The sequence below is a fragment of the Alteromonas sp. NFXS44 genome, from assembly GCF_040148705.1.
Lineage (GTDB): Bacteria > Pseudomonadota > Gammaproteobacteria > Enterobacterales > Alteromonadaceae > Alteromonas.
Map to the genome: position 1 here is coordinate 480807 of NZ_JAGDEA010000005.1, position 18884 is coordinate 499690.

Genomic DNA, 18884 nt, shown 5'->3' on the forward strand with positions numbered 1-18884 from the left:
TTTCAGTGCTTTCAACGAGGTAAGTTAACGGTAACGCTACAACGAGTTTGAGGCAACTATGGTTACTATTCGTTTACAGCGTGGTGGCGCGAAAAAGCGTCCATTTTATCAAGTGGTTGTGGCTGACAGCAGCCGCGCAAGAAACGGTCGTTTCATCGAAAACGTCGGTTTCTTCAACCCAACTGCACAAGGTCAGGCAGAACGTCTGCGTTTAGACCTGGAACGTGTTGAATACTGGGTTGGTGTTGGCGCGAGCTTATCTGAGCGCGTTAACAGCTTGGTAAAAGAAGCTAAAAAAGCGGCAGCGTAAGCTGTCCTTAATCTGGTAGGTAAAGATGAGTCAAGCGTCTGACAAAGTGATTATTGGCAAGATCGGGGCATCGTATGGTGTGAAAGGTTGGGTCAAGATCAACAGCTTTACTGATGTACCAGAAGGTATTTTTGACTATTCACCGTGGCAACTCAGTGATGGTAAAGAATACCGGATTGATCAGTGGCGACCCCACGGTAAAAGTCTGGTGGCGAAAGTTGTCGGTGTAGAGAGTCGCGATGACGCAGAGCGCATCAAGAATCTGGACATCGCAATTAACGAAAACCAGTTACCTGAACTTGGTGAAGGTGAATTTTACTGGCGGGAGCTCACCGGCATGCAGGTAGTAACTACGCAAGGTTACGATTTGGGTGTGGTGAAAGATGTGTTTAACACCGGCGCAAATGACGTTTTGCAGGTCCGCGCCAAAGTGAATGACGCATTTGGTCAAAAAGAAAGATTATTGCCGTATGTGATGGACTCCGTCATTAAATCGGTAAATAAGGCTGCAAGTGTGATTACGGTAGACTGGGATCCGGGGTTCTAGTGACTGCGGAGAAATGGTTCGGCGTTATCAGTTTGTTTCCTGATATGTTCGCACCCTTCATGCAACAAGGCGTTGTGGGACGGGCTGTGAAATCAGGCATTCTGGATGTCGACATGTTTAACCCACGTGATTACACACACGATCGTCATCGTACCGTCGATGATCGCCCTTATGGCGGTGGTCCGGGTATGTTGATGATGGTGAAGCCTTTAACTGACGCCATCGCCGCGGCTAAACAGGCCGGCGGTGAACATGCAAAGGTGATTTACTTATCACCACAGGGTAAAAAGCTGGATCAGGCAGGGGTTAAACGCCTTGCCAATAACGACCGTATGATTTTTATCTGCGGGCGTTATGAAGGAATCGATGAGCGCGTCATTGAGGCCCATGTTGACGAAGAATGGTCAGTAGGGGATTACGTGCTAAGCGGCGGCGAACTGCCAGCGCTTGTGCTCATGGATGCGGTAGCCAGAATGGTTCCGGGTGTACTCGGTCATCAGGCTTCTGCCATTGAAGATTCTTTCACCGACGGGTTACTGGATTGTCCGCACTATACGCGGCCTGAAGTACTCGACGGTAAAGCGGTTCCTCCTGTGTTGTTGAGCGGTGATCACGAAAAAATCAGACAGTGGCGACAGATGCAATCGCTGGGAAGAACCTGGCAGCGTCGCCCCGAGTTATTAAACCACCTAGCTCTGACTGAGGAGCAGCAGCGTCTTCTTGAAGTATTCAAGTCGCAGTTGCAGCAAGATGACAGTTAACTAGGACGAGAGGATATGATGAGCAAAGTCAGTCAAGATATCATCAAGAAAATTGAGCAAGCACAGCTCAAAGCTGATGTTCCTGCATTTGGTCCAGGTGACACAGTAGTAGTAAAAGTTCGCGTTACTGAAGGTGACAAAGAGCGTCTTCAGGCGTACGAAGGTGTTGTTATCGCTAAGCGTAACCGTGGTCTTCACTCGTCTTTTACCGTACGTAAAATTTCAAGCGGCGAAGGCGTAGAGCGTGTGTTCCAAACACACAGCCCGGCGGTTTCTTCTATTGAAGTTAAACGTCGTGGTGCAGTTCGTCGTGCTAAGCTTTACTATCTGCGTGAGCGTTCAGGTAAATCTGCACGTATCAAAGAGAAGCTTAACTAAGATTACTAATCCTTGCGTTACTGTTAACTATGAAAAAGCCCGCTTTAAGCGGGCTTTTTTGTACCTTCTGAAAAACCTTTACAGCCAGCCTTTTTAACAAATGTCATGATAAATAATGATTATCTAATGTTAATGATAATAATTATTATTTGAAATTCGCTATGTCCTCTTTATAATGTCGTCCGAATTTTCACTTTGGTTAAGAGCAGGTTTCACAATGACTAAAAAGCACATTTTTGCGCTTTCACCTATCATGCTGGCAATGGCTGTACAGGCGCAGAATGCTGATGCAGACAACAACGGTGCGCAAGCGGATGAAGACAATATCGAAGTAATCCGAATTGTTGAAAGCCGCGTTCAGCGTATCAGTTCAGGCGCGACTGGCCTGGGTCTGGACAGCTTTGATACGCCACAGTCGCTGTCGATTCTGGAATCTGATCTGATTGAAGACTACCGTTTAAGTGATATCAACAGCCTGTTTAAACAGGTGACAGGTATTAACGTCGACCAGTCTGAAACCGACCGGACATACTTCAACGCCCGTGGTTTTGACATCACCAGTATGCACATTGACGGCTCGGGCATTCCTTTCGGCGATATTTTTGTCGGTGACCTGGATACAGCGATTTATGAAAAGGTTGAGTTTATCCGTGGTTCAAACGGTCTGATCACCGGCCTGGGTAATCCGTCCGGTACGGTAAACTATGTGCGCAAACGCCCCGGTAACGAAACCGAAGCCAGTGTTGACTTTACACTGGGCCGCTGGGCATCCATGCGAACTGTGGCTGATGTATCCACGCCACTGACTGATTCCGGCAGCTGGGCAGCCCGTGTGGTGGTGGCCCATCAAAATAAAGAGAGCTGGCTGAACCTGTACGAAAATGAACGCAATGTGTTCTACGGTATCGTTGACGGACAGCTGAGTGACAGCGTGACTGTGATGTTCGGCTATTCGCATCAGGACAACAACAGTGACGGTGTAACCTGGGGCGCGGTGCCTCTGATTTATTCAGACGGCACTCAAGTCGACTTTGACCGCTCTACCACGACAGCAATGGACTGGACATACTGGGATACCCTGAATAAAACCGCCTTTGCCGAACTGAACTGGTTTATTAACGATAACCTGCAATATACGTCGAAGCTGAACCACATCCGTTATGAAGATCATTCTGCATTATTCTATACCTACTCCAACACGGGTTTAGAAGCAGACACAGGTCTGGGAATGCTGGGTTATCCCGGCAGATTTGATGCCGAAGATAAAACCTTAATCTGGGATAACAACCTGCAGGGCGTGTTTCAGGCGTGGGGCAGGGAGCATACATTTAATGTTGGTGTCAGCCTGGCTGATGCAGAAACCAGCGATCTGGATGCCGGTGCACTGAGCGGCTTTGATGACATGCCTGCTCTGCCGGGCTGGACGGGGACTGAAGTGGCACTCCCTGAGTGGGCGGCTCCTTATCAGGCCGGTTATACCGATATTTCACTGAACCGTTTCTATGGCTCAATACAACTGGCAGTGACCGACGCACTGGACCTGGTGCTTGGTGTCAGCTTTGTTGACTATGAAAACGAGGGTGAGTCCTGGGGCGCGTCAACCTCTACGACTGAAGATGGCAGCAGCCCGTATATCGGCTTTACCTGGGAAGTACTGGAAGGGCTGAATGTATACGGCAGCTACAGCGATATTTATCAGCCACAGTATTACCTGAATGAAGATCTTCAGCCTCTGGGTTCAGCAGAAGGCCGCAGCTATGAAATGGGCGTTAAGAAAGAGTTCGCAAACAACTTCCTGCTGACTGTTTCACTGTTCAGAACGGAACAGGAAAACCTGTATGAATTCATCGAATACGGCGATGGTGACGGTGTTGACGATGACGATTACTCTGATGACTTTAATTATGCGCTGTACCGTGGTGTAACCGTAGACTCGAACGGTTTTGAAGTTGAACTGTCCGGTGCAATCACTGATGAGTTATCCGTTCAGGGTGGTTTAACGGTGCTGAGCATGGATGAAGAGAACGGCGATGAAGCCCGTACCTTTATTCCCCGTCGTACTTTTAAGATGCTGGCGGATTATGCGCCTGTGTGGAATGAAAAGCTGAATATGGGTCTGTCTGCCCGGTATCAGAGTGAAACTTATTTCACATCAGGTTATGGCCGTATTACTCAGGATGCATACGCTGTGCTGGGCGGTTATGTGACTTACAGCTTCAGTGATAATCTGTCTTTCAGCCTGAATCTGGATAACATTACTGACGAGAAATACCTCAGCTCAGTAAGAACCGAGCAGGCATTTTACGGATCACCCACAAACTACAGTCTGACGGTTAGCTGGGATTATTAATTCCTGCTGACGATGTAACAAAATGCCCGCCTGAGTAGCGGGCATTTTTGTGTCTGTGATAGGCTTTCTCTTCCCCAAATTTGCAGGCATTCCTGAATGGAAAACGGTACTTCACTTTTACAGCACAACCCTGAATTTCTGAACATGCTGGCAGGGGAGTGGTATCTCACTAATGATGCCGGCCTCAGGCAAGTCAGGGCACAGGCAAAACAGCTGTGTCATCAGGCTGACGTTCTCTCAGGAACGGAAAAGTCACAGGTACTCAGTCAACTTATTCCCGGTGCCACGGGCTTACAGACAGGTCGTCACTTCAATTGTGATTACGGTTTTCAAATTGCTTGCAGGGGTGTGTTTACCGCTGGTTGTTATTTGACCATTCTCGATGGCGCTTCTGTGGAAACCGGCGATAATGTAAGGGCCGGAGATAATGTGGTTATTGCCACCGTTGAGCATCATAAAGACCCTCAAAAGCGACTTGCCGGATGGCAACGGGCACGTCCTGTGGTGATAGGGAACAATGTAACTATCGGAAATGGCGTAATAATTCTGCCGGGCACCGTAATAGAAGACAATACAGTCATCCCCGACGGCGCAGTCGCAGGCCGGCGATAACCTGGTTTTTAGAACGATTTTGCCGGCGTAGTGTCAAAAAAGTCTCGGGTGGTGGTTGCGGCCTTTATCAAAAATTGATAAAAAGTCAACGAGCTACGCCAATAAAGATTTTTATATTCTGTAAACTTAGATTTACATCGTGAGCGGGCAGTTAAAATACCGTGTAGCGCCGGCGGCAATTTTGCGAAAGGTCACTGCAGGCAGGCCAACCAATTTTATTTTATGAAGAGAGTCTCATGATTAAGGACACCGTTAACAATGTACACGTCAGTGCTGAACAGGTACTGATCACTCCGGATGATTTAGCTAAAGAATTGCCGGTTTCTGATAAAGCCCTTTCGGCTATCTCTGAATCCAGAAAAATTATTTCCGATATTATTCATGGCCGTGACCACCGTTTACTGGTGATCTGTGGTCCCTGTTCCATTCACGACATCGACGCAGCAAAAGATTATGCGCTGCGCCTGAAAGAACTTCATGAGTCGTGCAAAGATACCCTGTTCATCGTTATGCGTGTGTATTTCGAAAAACCACGTACAACCACAGGTTGGAAAGGGCTGATAAATGACCCGCATCTGGACGGTACGTTTGATATTGAAACCGGTCTGCGTAAAGCCCGTGAGTTACTGATCTGGTTAGCAGAGCTGGAAATTCCTGTTGCGACAGAAGCGCTGGATCCAATCAGCCCGCAATATCTGGCAGAGCTGTTCAGCTGGAGTGCCATCGGTGCCCGTACTTCTGAGTCTCAGACCCACCGTGAAATGGCATCAGGTCTGTCTATGCCTGTCGGATTCAAAAACGGCACAGACGGCAGTCTGGATATTGCAGTGAATGCATTGAAATCAGCGGCTTCCGGTCACAGCTTTATGGGTATTAACAAGCAGGGGCAGGTAGCGGTGATTTCTACCAGTGGTAACCCTGACGGCCATATCATCCTGCGTGGTGGTAAACAGCCAAACTACGACTCCGTTTGTGTATCTGACTGCGAAGTTGATTTGGAAAAAGCCGGTCTGACTGCCGGACTGATGGTGGATTGCAGTCATGCTAACTCCTCCAAAGATTACCTTCGTCAGCCGCTGGTTGCACAGAACGTAGTTAATCAGATTCTGGAAGGTAACCAGTCGATTATCGGTATTATGCTTGAAAGTCATATTAATGCCGGTAACCAGAAAGGTGATGGTGTGCCTGTTGACGAGCTGGAGTACGGTGTGTCAATCACTGACGGTTGTATTGACTGGGAAACCACAGATACGCTTATTACCCAAACCAGAGATAAGCTGATAACTGTGTTACCATTGCGCCAAAATAAACGGTCTGCTGTAGCCTGAAGCTGCAGCGCCTCTCTTCAGAGTCGCAACATGACGGATCATTCCAGTAAACTGGCCGCGCTGCGGTCAGGTATTGACGAACTCGATGCTGAGCTCGTTTCTTTATTATCCCGGCGGGCAAAACTGACCACTCAGGTCGGTCAAATCAAGGCTGAAACAGGCATGCCTGTGTATGTGCCCGAGCGGGAAAAAGAACTCATTGCCTCAAGACGTGCCGATGCAGAAGCCGCCGGCGTATCTCCTGATTTTACCGAAGATCTATTGCGCAGGATCATGCGTGAGTCTTATCACACCCAGAATAACCGCTACCGCTGTATCAATCCTGATATTCAGCAGGTTGTTATTGTCGGTGGTGCCGGTGCGCTGGGTAAAGTCATCGTCAGTCTGTTTGAAAAGTCAGGTTATCCGGTGGCGGTGGTAGAAAAAGACGACTGGTCAAAACCGGAGACGGAACAGCTTTTTACGCGGGCAGATCTTGTGATTGTTGCTGTACCTATTACATTGACTGAAGCAGTCATCAGACAGCTGGATACTCTGCCTGAGCATTGTGTGCTTGCTGACATCACCAGTATCAAAGTGAAGCCTCTGACCACCATGCTGGCGTGCCACAAAGGTCCGGTGGTGGGTTTACACCCCATGTTCGGACCCGATGCGCCCGGTATGATAAAGCAGGTTGTGGTGGTATGTGATGGCAGGGGAGAAGCCAGCTATCAGTGGTTAATTGAGCAAATGCGCACCTGGGGTGCCACTGTTCATCACAGCACGGCAGAAGAACACGACCGGGCAATGGCCTTTATTCAGGTAATGCGCCACTTCAATACATTTGTTTATGGCGCCCATTTGCAGGGTGAAAACCCGGATCTCGAAACTCTGACAGTATTCAGTTCACCGATTTATCGTCTTGAACTGGCAATGGTAGGCCGCCTGTTCGCTCAGTCGCCGCAACTCTACGCAGACATTATCTTCAATAATCCTGATAACTTTGCGTTGTTAAAGCGTTTTCATGAGCGTTTCGGACAAGCATTATCGTTATTAGAAAAAGGCGATAAACAGGCATTTATCGAAGAGTTTGACCGTATTGGCAGCTGGTTCGGAGATTACGCGAAAAAATGTCTTGTCGACAGTAAACAGCTTTTATTAAAAGCCGACGATGATGAGATGTTGAGAAAAAATTAATTATCTTTATTTGATATTTAATTAATATAGAAAGGTGGACGTTTGTCTGCCTTTTTTGTTTTGTATGATATTTAAATCAAATTCTTCGAATTAAAAGGTCATTTCACAATTAATTAAAGGTTAGTGTTCACTATCAATAAAATGACTGTTTAGTTAGGCTTTATTTAGGTTTCACTGATGTGTGTAAAACTTATTCATCCACTGTCTTTAAAATGTAATTAAAAGTAAAAAATGGAATTTTTGTCGCTATTTCCCCTTTTGTAAATTGATTTACACAGCTGGATTATGGTTTATTCCCCGCCGCGATTTCAGTCGCACAAATATAACCATCAATAATCAGAACTTCGTAATTGTCTGATTTCAGATAATGCAAATAGTTCAGGGGAACTAAAAAGTGAACATCAATCCTAAAATCGCCCAATCGATTAAAATTGCATTTGCAATGGGAGCAGCTTCAACCCTTCTAACGACAACACACGCCTTTGCACAGGATACAACCACAGCAGAACAGCAGGTTGAAAAAGTGCAGGTTACCGGCTCACGCATTAAGCGTACCGACATGGAAACGGCCAGTCCCGTTGCAATCATCAGCGCTGAAGACATTTCTTTAGGCAGCTACACGTCGGTTGAACAGGTTTTACAACAAAGTCCTGCTGCCAGTGGTATGGCAACAGGTGCCGCATCGAATAACGGCGGTGTGGGGGCTGCCCGCATTAACCTGCGTGGTTTAGGCGCCAACCGTACACTGGTACTGGTTAATGGCCGCAGAATGGTAAATTCCGGTACCGGCGCAGACTCTTCGGTTGACCTTAACACTATCCCGCTGGCGGCAATCAAGCGTATTGAAGTACTGAAAGACGGTGCTTCTGCGGTATACGGCTCAGACGCTGTTGCCGGTGTGGTTAACATCATTACAAAAGACGACTTTGAAGGTTTTCAGATTGATGTCGGTTATGCAGGCAGTGATGAGGGTGATGCCAACACAGGTAACATCAGTATTGTAACCGGCGCCGGCGGTGATAAAGGCAATATCGTTCTGGGTATCAGTTATGTTGACCGTGGCTCTGCTATGCAGGGTGATCGTGGTTTCTCTGCCTGTCCTGACAACGATTATGATGCAGAAGGTAACTGCCAGTCAGGCAGTTCCTACGTACCGGGTGGTGCATACAATGCCGGCGACGGCTGGGGAACACTGGACAGTGATAAAGACTTCTCTGAAGGATACACGCCTTACAACTACTCTGAGCGTTCTTATCTGTACACGCCGCAGGAACGTATCGGCTTATTCGCGAACGGTAATTACAACCTGACTGATGATGCACAGGCATACATGGAATTTTTGTATACCAAGCGTACATCCACGCAGCAAATGGCACCTTCTCCGATCAGTGCAACCCTGACCGCTGATGCTACAGGTAACCCTTTCGGTGTCGCAACCTCCATGCGTCGTCGTATGACAGAAGTGGGTGACCGTGTTTTCGATCAGACCACAGACACCATCCGTTCAGTCGTTGGATTCCAGGGCTATCTGGACATCGGCAACGGTTTTGACTGGGATGTGTCGTACACCTACGGCCGTAACGATGCCACAGACCGTTCTTCCAATTACATCAACCTGACTAAAATTTATCAGACCATGGACACTGATGTGTGTGACGATGTCACCATTCCCTGTCAGGACTGGTTCGCCACTGAAGGCAATATCACTCAGGAAACTCTGGATTACATCACTTATACCGACCAGGCATCCGGTGGTAACCAGTTTACTTCCTGGAATGTAAACCTGTCAGGTGAGCTTTTTGAACTGCCAGCCGGTTTCGTCGGCTTTGCCGGTGGCGCGGAATACCGTAAAGAGAAAGGCTGGTATCAGCCTGATGCGGTGACTGTTGCAGGTGATGGCAGCGCCTCGGCACAGGATCCTACTTCCGGTGGCTACGACACCACGCAGGTTTACGCAGAATTTGCTGTGCCTCTACTGGCTGACGTCCCCGGAGCAGAAGAGCTGTCTCTTGATGCCGCTATCCGCTGGTTTGATTACAGCACGTTTGATTCTGATATCACCTGGAAGCTGGGTCTGACCTGGCGAGTGAACGAAGATCTGATGTTCCGTGGTGTGGCGTCTACTGCATTCCGTGCCCCCACCGTCGATGAACTGTACGGCGGTAACGTGGGTTCTTTCGATTACCTGGTTGATCCGTGCTCAGGCTATGGTAGCCTGGATACTGCGTCAAACGTATATCAGGCCTGTAATGCGCAGATTGGTAACACCTCTTATGCGTACACGGATTCTCAGATTGAAAATACCTACGTGACCATTGACAACCTGAGCCCGGAAGAGGCTGATACTTACACATTAGGTGTGGTGTACAGCCCGTCTTTTGTGGAAGGCTTATCAATGACACTGGATTATTTCACCATTGAATTGAGCAACGCAATTTCCCGTATCGATACACAGTCTTATCTGGACAGCTGTTACGGTGGTGATGAAGAAGCTTGTAGTGTTCTGAGCATCGTCCGTGACGATATCACCGGTAACATTGATTATATGGAATCACCGCTGACTAACGTGGGGACCCTGAAAACCCGTGGTGTTGACGCCAATGTGACCTACAACTTTGACGCACTGGGTCTGAACTGGAACGTTAACTGGGATACCACCCGTCTGCTTGAGTACACTGAAGACAATGTGGAATACACAGGTAAAATCGACGGTAACAACGGTGGATTTGCAGAGTGGAAGTCAAACTTTGCGATTAAAGCCGGTACCGATGACTGGAAGCTGCGCTGGAAGATGCGTTACATCGGTGGCATGACAGACGATTACTATCTGGAATCTTACGGTCTGATGACAGATGTGGGTACTGTGGTGTACCACGATGTTTCAGGTGAATACTACATCAATGATCAGTGGTCAGTGTCTGCCGGTATTGACAACCTGTTTGATAAAACGCCTCCGTACCTGTATTCGTACAACGATATGAACACAGTACCGGAAGTTTACGACGTGCTGGGCCGTTATTTACACGCCCGCATCACTGCACGCTTCTAAGCTTTGTGCAATATGAGTAAAGCAAGTCCTCAAACATGCTTGCTTTACTCTGATTGAACTGCGCAACCGGTCGTCTCCCTGGTACCGTGTTGCGCTTTTTTTAGTTAAAAGCTGAATGTGCGGCTGACACTGGCAAACAATCTTGCATCCGCCGTGTCGTAACTCAATGTTGTATCCTCCGCTGCAATCTCGATGTCAAAACCATGAAACTGTGTCTGATACGCCACTTTGTAATGCACATAACTGCTGTCACCGGTATCCCACTGATACTTATCTTCATCCAGTGAATGAGAGTTATCTACCGTCAGCTGTATTGCATGGTTGTCTGCAATACTGAACGTGTGGGCGACTTTCCCGATGACATGATCTGCGCCGGTACCGAAATAATCCCACGAATACCACAGTGTGGTTTCTGTTATACCCAGACGGTGGGTAAAAATCAGTTTTCCGTACATCTCCGGGTAGTTATATTCGCTGGCTTCAGAGCTGCCATAGTAGCTGTAGTAAGCAATACCGAAATCAGCATCTGTTGATTCATTCAGTGACTGATAATAACCGGTGTAAAAATCCAGTTCGCGTTTTGCTGCATCGCCGTAATCCACATTGGACGTCCAGCTGCCAGCATACCAGCCGTTGTCAGCTGCATAGTCGATACTGCCCTGAAGGGCCGGATTATTCTGCGTCTGACTTACGCCGTTAAACATGTAATCGGAGGCGCCGGTTACCGTCGCTGACCAGTCCGCCAGCGCGGAGGGTGCAACGGCAAGTGAGCAAATCGCTACCATTTTTGAATATGTAAACTGCATATATTCTCCTTACTGCATGGTTTCGATTTTTTCAAAATCGAGTTCATTTTCTTTCGGTGAGCTGTCAATTTTTCTGACCGGTGTGAATTTCTTGTACAGAATATAGCCCAGACAGCAATAGAACAGGGCAATTACCAGTGCGCCGACCCACTGAATTTTCAGGAAGTCGATTTTGAACAGCATGGTCAGTGCTGCCAGTGCGATGAAGTTCAGGAAAAAGTACTTCCATTTACCCAGTCGTCCTGACGACAGATTCAGGTTGTCGGTATACAAACGAATGAGGGAATCCAGCGAGTTGATCACGAACACAATACCCACAAACACCATGGCGATGTTGCGGATCCCTGTGGTGTCTAAACCTGCCTCGTGATAGTGATACAGCACACCAAACCACAGTGCGATGGGAATCGAGGGGAAGATCAACATCGCTGACAGGACCTGCCAGGTTTTTAAGCCGCCGACGAAGCGGGAAGTAAACTGACCAATCATTATGCTCCAGGCAAACCACCAGAACAGATAAAACGCGTGATAGTTATTCAGCGGGAACAGAAAGTGCTCAATATTGGCGAAATAGCCGCCCAGCAACGAGGTGGCAGCGAAGTATTCTGAAATGTCACTTTTACCCCATAAGAAAGCACCGCCCCACATGAATGCGATGAGCGAGATAAACAGCCAGGTTGTAGAAACACTTAAAATTCTGACGTATTTAATATCTGTACTGCTGTACACCGAAAAAGCGATGGCTGCGAACACGATAAGATAAAACACGGGTACTATGGACTCGCCATCTCCGAGGGACGGCAAATACCATGGCAGGTTTTTAAGAAGCAGGAACGCCGTAAATGCACAGGTACCGATGATCACCACGTTATTGATGAACTTTACCCAGCTGATTTCAAAGAATTTTACCTTCGGCTCGATGACACAAAAGTAAAAACAGGTAACAAAGTAAAAAGCCCAGATGAAGAAGCCCCAGAACCCGAACTCAATGGCGAGAGGGTTGGTAAAGGCATACTCCGGGTTTGCCGGGGTATCGGCATAGGTACTGAACTCCGTCAATGGAAACATGATCAGTCCCACATCCAGTCCTGAAGTAAACAGAATGGAAATGAAGGTCAGTGTTTTCACCGGCGTCACACCGATCATGGTTAACTTGCCCCATTTCCACAAAATGAAAACAATGGCGATAAGGGTTAGCGCGATACCCGCGCTTAACCATAAATTCATAGGTTACTCCTGATTGTTCACCGGCGATTCAACGCCCATTACACCCATATCTCTGCTGCGCTGACGTTGCTTCCACTTGAGATCGCCGAGCACATCACGGTTCTCTGAAGCCAATGGTTCATTACCCAAAATCAGATCGGCAGCCCGCTCAGCCACCATGATGGTCGGTGCATTCAGGTTACCGTTAGGAATGGTGGGGAAGATGGACGAGTCAACCACGTGCAGATTAGCGATACCGTGTACCCGGGTTTGTGAGTCGACGACGGCCATATCATCCTCACCCATTTTGCACGAACAGGAGGGGTGATAGGCACTTTCCACCGCCCGGCGGACAAATGCGTCGATTTCCTCATCAGTCTGTACCTGCTTGCCGGGCTGGATTTCTTCGCCGCGGTACTTGTCAAAGGCAGGCTGATTGATGATTTCACGGGTCAGCCTGACGCAGGCACGGAAGCCTTCTATGTCATCCTGATGTTGCAGATAGTTGAACTGTATTGCCGGAGCCTGTGAAGGATCGGCTGATTTTACATGCACGAACCCACGACTCTTTGGTTTGTTGTGACCAATGTGCACCTGGAAGCCGTCACCTTTCACTGCGCTTTTTCCATCGTAACGCATGGCGGCGGGTAAAAAATGGTATTGCAGATCAGGCCATTCCACACCTTCTTTCGAGCGGATAAAGCCGCAGGACTCAAAGTGATTGGTAGCACCGGGGCCATCTTTAAACAGCAGCCAGCGGGCTCCGATCAGGCCTTTTGAAAACCAGTCCAGTTTGCGGTTCAGTGTGACAGGTTCTTTGCAGTAGAACTGAAAATAAAACTCCAGATGGTCCTGCAGGTTTTCTCCCACACCGGGTAAGTGATGTTGACAATCAATACCGGCTTTTTCGAGTACTTCGCGGTTACCGATACCGGATAGTTGCAACAAATGAGGAGATCCGATGGAACCGGCACTGAGAATAACAGCCTTGCTTGCAAACGCTTTTTCAGTGCCGTCTTTGCCGGTGAACTGAATACCTTTTGCGACTTTGTCTTCAAGCAGGACTTTTTCAACAGTCGCCAGGGTCACAATGGTCAGGTTGTCACGGTGCTTAACCGGATCCAGATAAGCCCTTGCGGCAGAGCAACGTTTCCCGCCTTGCACGGTCATGTGCATCGGGCCAAAACCTTCCTGCTGTGCGCCGTTGTAATCGAGCGTTTCTGCATAGCCCGCCTGTTTACCCGCTTCAATGAAAGCGGTATAAAGGGGGTTCTGCATCTGGTTGCCGTTATTTGTTCCCAGCGGGCCGTCTTCTCCGCGGTACGCGTTGGCACCCTCGTACCAGTCTTCTGCACGTTTAAAATAAGGCAGACAATGTTGATAATCCCATTGCTCAGCACCGTGCTCTGCCCATTCGTCAAAGTCGCGGGCATGGCCCCGTACGTACACCATACCGTTTATTGATGATGAGCCACCCAGCACCTTTCCTCTCGGGCAGTGCATTTCACGGTCATCAAGATAAGGCTCCGGTTCCGTGTGAAACTGCCAGGCGTATTTGTCGGTATTCATCGGAATCGACAGGGCAGTGGGCATCTGAATGAAAATGCTTTTATCACTGCCGCCGGTTTCTACCAGTAATACCTTATGCTGCGTATTGGCAGACAGGCGGTTTGCCAGCACACAGCCTGCAGAGCCCGCACCGACGATAATGTAGTCATACTGTTTCATCGTGCCTCCTTAAAACGGTGCTTCAAGTGGTGTCATGCCCATGTATACCGATTTTGTCTGGGTATACTGATCAAGGGTTTCGATACCGTTCTCACGACCGATGCCGGATAGCTTGTAGCCGCCCACAGGCATTTCAGCAGGAGAAGCGCCGTAGTTATTGATCCAGCAAATTCCGGCTTTCAGCTGGTGGATGACACGGTGAGCCCGCTGTACATCTTTGGTCATGATGCCTGCTGCCAGGCCCAGAGGGGTGTTATTAGCACGGCTTATCACTTCGTCTTCATTTTTAAAGGTCAGAATACTCATGACAGGGCCGAAGATTTCTTCCCTGCAAATAGTCATGTCGTCCGAACAGTCAGTGAAAATGGTTGGTGCCACGAAATAGCCGTTGGGGGCATCGTCCGGTTGCAACGTCGTGCCGCCGGTGAGCAGTGACGCGCCTTCAGCTCTCCCTTTTTCGATGTATCCCATCACAAGATCCTGATGTTTTTTCGAAATCAGGGCGCCGAAATTGACGTCCGGGTTCATCGGGTCGCCGGCTTTGATATTGTTTTCCGTGCGGGTTTTCAGTTCACTGACAAAAGCGTCATAAACACTTTCATGAACAAATACCCGTGTGCAGTTTGTGCATACTTCGCCCTGGGTGTAGAAATTCCCCAGCATGGCTGCACTCACAGCCTGAGAAATATCGGCATCGTCAAAAACGATAAGGGGAGATTTTCCACCTAACTCCATGGTGACATCTTTTAAATTGGCGGCAGCGGCTTCCATTACTTTACGGCCCGTGCCTACTTCGCCGGTAAACGACACTTTTTCAATGTCCGGGTGAGTGGTCAGCCAGTTACCTGTGTCGCCGTCACCATGAACCACATTAAACACACCGGCTGGAACGCCGGCTTCTATGTAGACTTTGGCCAGCTCAACCGCTCCCCGTGGCGTTTCTTCTGATGGCTTGAACAGCATGGCATTGCCGGCGGCCAGTGCCGGCGCTGATTTCCAGCAGGCGATCTGGATTGGATAATTCCACGCACCAATCCCGGCACAAATGCCCAGAGGTTCTTTTCGGGTGTAGTAGAAATCCCCGCCCAAATCCTGTTGCTGACCAACCTGAACAGGGGCCAGATTGGCGAAGTATTCGATAGCATCAGCACCGGTGACCACATCCACGCAATCTGCTTCCTGAATAGGCTTTCCGGTATCCAGTACTTCGTAACGGGCCAGTGCGTCGTTGCGCTCACGAAGAATGGCGACGGCTTTAAGCAGTATTCGCGAACGTGCCATTGCAGTCATAGAGGACCACTGCTTAAAACCTTCTCTGGCACTGTCTATTGCTGCCTGACGTACTGAGTCATCAGCAACTTCAACATCGTAAATGACTTCTCCGGTGGCCGGGTTAGTAACAGAGAAGGTTTCCCCGGACTGGTTACTGACAGGTTTGCCGTGGATAAAATTCAGAAGTCTTTTTTCAGACATTAGATACCTCAGTAAAAATTAAAAATGACCATGACACCGGCCAAAATACGGGTAGCAAAATACCCCCGCAGTGCAGGTATCATTCAGTTCGAAATCGCGTTATATACTTTCTGAGAGGGTGTTTTGGCTCACTTTCGTTTGAAGTCAAACGGGTGTGATGACGCTTAATTATTATTTAGTGAATTTGAAAGCTTTCTGTATCAAATAGATAGCATGCTGGACTTCAGCAGAAAAAAACGCAGTAAAAATCGCGGAGCATGGTCGCAGAAATGAGAGGAAAAGGCAAATCAGCCCCTGCACGGGGCTGAATTAAAGGTTGGCGATTACTCGCTGTCGATGAGCGCGCTGGCGGCGGCTACTTTCGTCGGACTGACTTCTTCAGTGGGATAACAACCCAGCACCTTCAGGTAACGGGTCATCTTTTTCAGACTCTCAATGGCATTTTGTACCGGCCCGTCTTCCAAATTTCCTTCGAAGTCGATGTAAAACATCTCTTCCCAGGGATTACCCGTAATCGGCCGTGATTCCAGTTTGGTCATATTAAGCTGGTTGTCTTTGAGCACCGTCAGCGCTTCAACGAGAGCCCCAGGCTTCTGTACAGTAGACATAATAATCGTGGTCTTAGCCGGAACCTGTAGCGGTACTTTTACCGGATCTCTTGATACAACAAAGAAGCGGCTGTGGTTCTCTTTCTGATTTGCCAGATTAGACTTAATAGCCATTAATCCGTATAGATTTCCGCCGGCTTCACTGCCGATAGCGGCCACATCGTCACGTTGTAACTCACTGACAGTCAGCATCGCTGAAGAGGTGGCATCCATGGTTTTCACTTCGACATTGCCCAGTTCCGCGAGGAAATGGCTGCACTGAGTAAATACCTGAGGGTGGGCATACAAGGTTTTAATTTTGCTGAGACTGGTGTCTTTAGCTACCAGTAAGCTGTGGCGGACAGGGTGGGTAAGTTCACCGATGATACTCAGGTGTGTGTGTTGCAGCTGGTCATAAACTTCATTGATGCTGCCTGAGCTGGTGTTTTCAATGGGTAGTACAGCGTAATCAGCTTCATTACTTTCTACTTTCTGAACAATTTCAGCAAAGCTCTGACAGCCCATTTCCATCAGTTCACCGGGCCGGCGGGAGAAATATTTTTGTGTTGCCAGATAACTGTAAGACCCTTTATCGCCCAGAAAAGCGACACGGTTAAGCGGCAGGCTGCTGCCGGGATTCGCCCGTTCAGCCAGCATGGCTTGCTGATTCAGTACACTGTCTTCAATAATGACGTGAAAAATTTGGGTGACGTAGTGGGGATCCAGGCCAGCGTTCCGGCCTTCTTTGATTAAACGGATAAGCAGTTGTTCTTCCCGTTTAACGTCTCTCACCGGAATGTGGTGGCGGATTTTCGTTTCTGCTACTTCATTGGTCAGCTGACGCCGCTCGGCCAGCAGGGTTAACAACTGGCTGTCCAGTTCGGTAATGCGTTTTCGTATTGCGTCTAAAGCGGGTTCTGACATAGTTCTACACTCGTATTCGTGGCAAAAAAAAACCTCCCGTGCGGGAGGTTTATACACACAGCGCATCCTCCCTCAAATGAAGGTGATAAAACCAAAAAAGAATGCGTTAGTGTGCTTTATATTCGTTTTCATATGCCCGACTTTATGACGATGACCGGTGAGTGTCAATAGTTTTATACAGTTTTGCACCGGTCGTTACCACCGTTCATCTTCAATCTTAGTGCCGGTTGTGCTAACAGCACCGGGGTTTACCGGTTACTCGCCTAAAAGTGCCGCCAGCATAGCCCGCACTTCGGTAGGTTCGAAGGGTTTATCACACAGGGCATTAACCCCGGTTTGCTGAATGTTAGCCATGTGCATACTGTCCTGAGACTCAGATGTCACCATGATAATCGGAATATGCGCAGTTTCCGGGTTAAAGCGGATAAATTCAGATAATTCACGGCCGTCCATTTCCGGCATATTGTAGTCTGTCACTACCAGATCAAATTCGGCATCTTTGATATGCGTCAGGGCCATGGCACCGTTTTCTGCTTCAGTGATCTTCTTCAGACCCATTCCTTCCAGCACCCGGCGAATATGATTGCGGGCCAGACGGCTGTCATCAACCAGCAATACACGGACTTCATGCACGTCGAACAATTCCAGTTCAAGCTCATCGTGGTTGATTAAATCTAAACTTGCGTTCAGTGCACGGGAGAGGTGAATCGGTTCAAAAGGCTTGGGCAAAATTGCGGCCACACCTGCCTGTTTAAATTCTTCCAGTTTCACAGTACGGCTTTCGCTGGACACCAGCATAAAAGGAATGGATGCATATTCCTGATGACTTTTAATGAATTTTAGTAACTCAATGGCGGTGCCGTCTTCAAAATACATGGCACTGACAACCAAATCTGCACTGTGGGATTCGATAGCCTCGCGGGCTTCTTTAATTGAGCTGACAGCGTCAATTTCTCTGACGTTTTCCTTGAGTAACAGGTTTGTAATTATTTTTCGTTGTGTATCTGAAGGTTCGACCAGCACTATGTGCAAGTCAGAGATTGAAAGCTTTTCCATTTTTTCTCACCTGACGTCACTATATTGAATGAGACTAATTGTAGTAAGGATTCGGTTTATCCACCGGCCAGTTTAACGGTAAATTGTTTGTCCTGAAGTAAAGTCCGCAGTTTTTCGCGGTCATCAGTTTGCACTTCTATGAGGCCTTCTTTTACTGCGCCACCGCAGCCACATTTCTTTTTCAGCTCGGTACACAAGGCCTTCAGGGCTTTTGCATCCAGGTCCAGACCGTGGATAACGGACACACCTTTACCTTTGCGTCCTTTTGTTTCACGGTGAATTCTGACCACACCATCTTTGGAAGATGAACGGGTCATTTGTGGTTTCGATTCCTGAATACGTCCACCGTCGGTACTGTATACTAATTTTGAGTCTTGCATATGTATGTCTCTGATTACGTTTGTATGGCACCGTACGGGTGATATAGTCTTTAGTCTAATATCAGTGCGCTTTTCGCTATTTCCGCATGCATCTCAGTACGTTAGTGCGCCTGCTAAGGTAATGATAAGAAATATTACAGGGAAATCCCAATGGATTCCGGCTTTTTCCGTTGTTTATGTTTTATAAACGGTTAATAACGGACTACGCTTAAA

16 protein-coding genes are annotated in these 18884 nt (G+C 48.2%); 9 read left to right on the top strand and 7 right to left on the bottom strand.

Translation table 11 applies throughout. The annotated features are described in order from the left end of the window. The first annotated feature begins 58 nt into the window (after window positions 1-58). From rpsP to J3369_RS07395, 9 genes are all read left to right on the top strand, one after another. Window positions 59-310, top strand: coding sequence for a 30S ribosomal protein S16 (gene rpsP / locus J3369_RS07355; protein WP_070174859.1), 252 nt, complete (start codon window positions 59-61; stop codon window positions 308-310). A gap of 25 nt (window positions 311-335) precedes the next feature. Continuing rightward, window positions 336-857 (top strand): ribosome maturation factor RimM, encoded by a 522-nt coding sequence (rimM, locus tag J3369_RS07360; RefSeq protein ID WP_349585447.1) that lies wholly within the window; start codon window positions 336-338, stop codon window positions 855-857. Continuing rightward, entirely contained in the window at window positions 857-1618 is a 762-nt protein-coding gene (trmD, locus tag J3369_RS07365; RefSeq protein WP_349585449.1) for a tRNA (guanosine(37)-N1)-methyltransferase TrmD, read from the top strand. Before rimM ends, trmD begins: the two co-directional genes overlap by 1 nt. Window positions 1619-1636: 18 nt before the next feature. Beyond that, a complete protein-coding gene (gene rplS / locus J3369_RS07370; RefSeq protein ID WP_119500788.1) occupies window positions 1637-1996 on the top strand; it encodes a 50S ribosomal protein L19 in 360 nt (119 codons plus the stop codon). A gap of 217 nt (window positions 1997-2213) precedes the next feature. Further along, window positions 2214-4346: a TonB-dependent siderophore receptor gene (locus tag J3369_RS07375; RefSeq protein WP_349585451.1), complete on the top strand. Its 2133-nt coding sequence runs from the start codon at window positions 2214-2216 to the stop codon at window positions 4344-4346. A 96-nt stretch (window positions 4347-4442) separates the two neighbouring features. Further along, the gene (locus tag J3369_RS07380) at window positions 4443-4958 is read left to right on the top strand and encodes a maltose acetyltransferase domain-containing protein (RefSeq protein WP_349585453.1); all 516 of its coding nucleotides are present in this window, start codon (window positions 4443-4445) and stop codon (window positions 4956-4958) included. A gap of 236 nt (window positions 4959-5194) precedes the next feature. Further along, complete coding sequence (locus J3369_RS07385) at window positions 5195-6286, top strand: 3-deoxy-7-phosphoheptulonate synthase (protein ID WP_349585455.1); 1092 nt, start codon at window positions 5195-5197, stop codon at window positions 6284-6286. A 30-nt stretch (window positions 6287-6316) separates the two neighbouring features. Then, window positions 6317-7462, top strand: a complete 1146-nt coding sequence (gene tyrA / locus J3369_RS07390; RefSeq protein WP_349585457.1) for a bifunctional chorismate mutase/prephenate dehydrogenase — start codon at window positions 6317-6319, stop codon at window positions 7460-7462. 394 nt (window positions 7463-7856) lie between these two features. Next, the gene (locus J3369_RS07395) at window positions 7857-10511 is read left to right on the top strand and encodes a TonB-dependent receptor plug domain-containing protein (RefSeq protein WP_349585459.1); all 2655 of its coding nucleotides are present in this window, start codon (window positions 7857-7859) and stop codon (window positions 10509-10511) included. Between the two features lie 104 nt (window positions 10512-10615). Here the strand turns inward: J3369_RS07395 and J3369_RS07400 are convergent, their stop codons facing one another. The 7 genes from J3369_RS07400 to yciH all read right to left on the bottom strand — a co-directional run bounded on the left by J3369_RS07400 (window position 10616) and on the right by yciH (window position 18671). Then, complete coding sequence (locus J3369_RS07400) at window positions 10616-11317, bottom strand: TorF family putative porin (RefSeq protein WP_349585461.1); 702 nt, start codon at window positions 11315-11317, stop codon at window positions 10616-10618. Between the two features lie 9 nt (window positions 11318-11326). Then, window positions 11327-12544, bottom strand: a complete 1218-nt coding sequence (locus tag J3369_RS07405; protein WP_303574991.1) for a BCCT family transporter — start codon at window positions 12542-12544, stop codon at window positions 11327-11329. Between the two features lie 3 nt (window positions 12545-12547). After that, window positions 12548-14251, bottom strand: coding sequence for a choline dehydrogenase (betA, locus tag J3369_RS07410; protein ID WP_349585464.1), 1704 nt, complete (start codon window positions 14249-14251; stop codon window positions 12548-12550). 9 nt (window positions 14252-14260) lie between these two features. Then, on the bottom strand, window positions 14261-15724 hold the full coding sequence (betB, locus tag J3369_RS07415) for a betaine-aldehyde dehydrogenase (protein WP_349585466.1): 1464 nt from the start codon (window positions 15722-15724) through the stop codon (window positions 14261-14263). A 323-nt stretch (window positions 15725-16047) separates the two neighbouring features. Then, entirely contained in the window at window positions 16048-17235 is a 1188-nt protein-coding gene (gene pheA / locus J3369_RS07420; RefSeq protein WP_119500799.1) for a prephenate dehydratase, read from the bottom strand. A gap of 255 nt (window positions 17236-17490) precedes the next feature. Continuing rightward, window positions 17491-18291, bottom strand: coding sequence for a response regulator (locus J3369_RS07425; RefSeq protein WP_119500800.1), 801 nt, complete (start codon window positions 18289-18291; stop codon window positions 17491-17493). A 56-nt stretch (window positions 18292-18347) separates the two neighbouring features. After that, on the bottom strand, window positions 18348-18671 hold the full coding sequence (gene yciH, locus J3369_RS07430) for a stress response translation initiation inhibitor YciH (RefSeq protein WP_119500801.1): 324 nt from the start codon (window positions 18669-18671) through the stop codon (window positions 18348-18350). Window positions 18672-18884 lie beyond the last annotated feature (213 nt).

Coding starts and splice junctions, on each gene's coding strand:
- pheA (WP_119500799.1), bottom strand. CDS start 17,235: ATGTCAGAACCCGCTTTAGACGCAATACGAAAACGCATTACCGAACTG.
- J3369_RS07385 (WP_349585455.1), top strand. CDS start 5,195: ATGATTAAGGACACCGTTAACAATGTACACGTCAGTGCTGAACAGGTA.
- J3369_RS07425 (WP_119500800.1), bottom strand. CDS start 18,291: ATGGAAAAGCTTTCAATCTCTGACTTGCACATAGTGCTGGTCGAACCT.
- rpsP (WP_070174859.1), top strand. CDS start 59: ATGGTTACTATTCGTTTACAGCGTGGTGGCGCGAAAAAGCGTCCATTT.
- betA (WP_349585464.1), bottom strand. CDS start 14,251: ATGAAACAGTATGACTACATTATCGTCGGTGCGGGCTCTGCAGGCTGT.
- yciH (WP_119500801.1), bottom strand. CDS start 18,671: ATGCAAGACTCAAAATTAGTATACAGTACCGACGGTGGACGTATTCAG.
- J3369_RS07405 (WP_303574991.1), bottom strand. CDS start 12,544: ATGAATTTATGGTTAAGCGCGGGTATCGCGCTAACCCTTATCGCCATT.
- betB (WP_349585466.1), bottom strand. CDS start 15,724: ATGTCTGAAAAAAGACTTCTGAATTTTATCCACGGCAAACCTGTCAGT.
- rplS (WP_119500788.1), top strand. CDS start 1,637: ATGAGCAAAGTCAGTCAAGATATCATCAAGAAAATTGAGCAAGCACAG.
- J3369_RS07375 (WP_349585451.1), top strand. CDS start 2,214: ATGACTAAAAAGCACATTTTTGCGCTTTCACCTATCATGCTGGCAATG.
- J3369_RS07400 (WP_349585461.1), bottom strand. CDS start 11,317: ATGCAGTTTACATATTCAAAAATGGTAGCGATTTGCTCACTTGCCGTT.
- tyrA (WP_349585457.1), top strand. CDS start 6,317: ATGACGGATCATTCCAGTAAACTGGCCGCGCTGCGGTCAGGTATTGAC.
- rimM (WP_349585447.1), top strand. CDS start 336: ATGAGTCAAGCGTCTGACAAAGTGATTATTGGCAAGATCGGGGCATCG.
- J3369_RS07380 (WP_349585453.1), top strand. CDS start 4,443: ATGGAAAACGGTACTTCACTTTTACAGCACAACCCTGAATTTCTGAAC.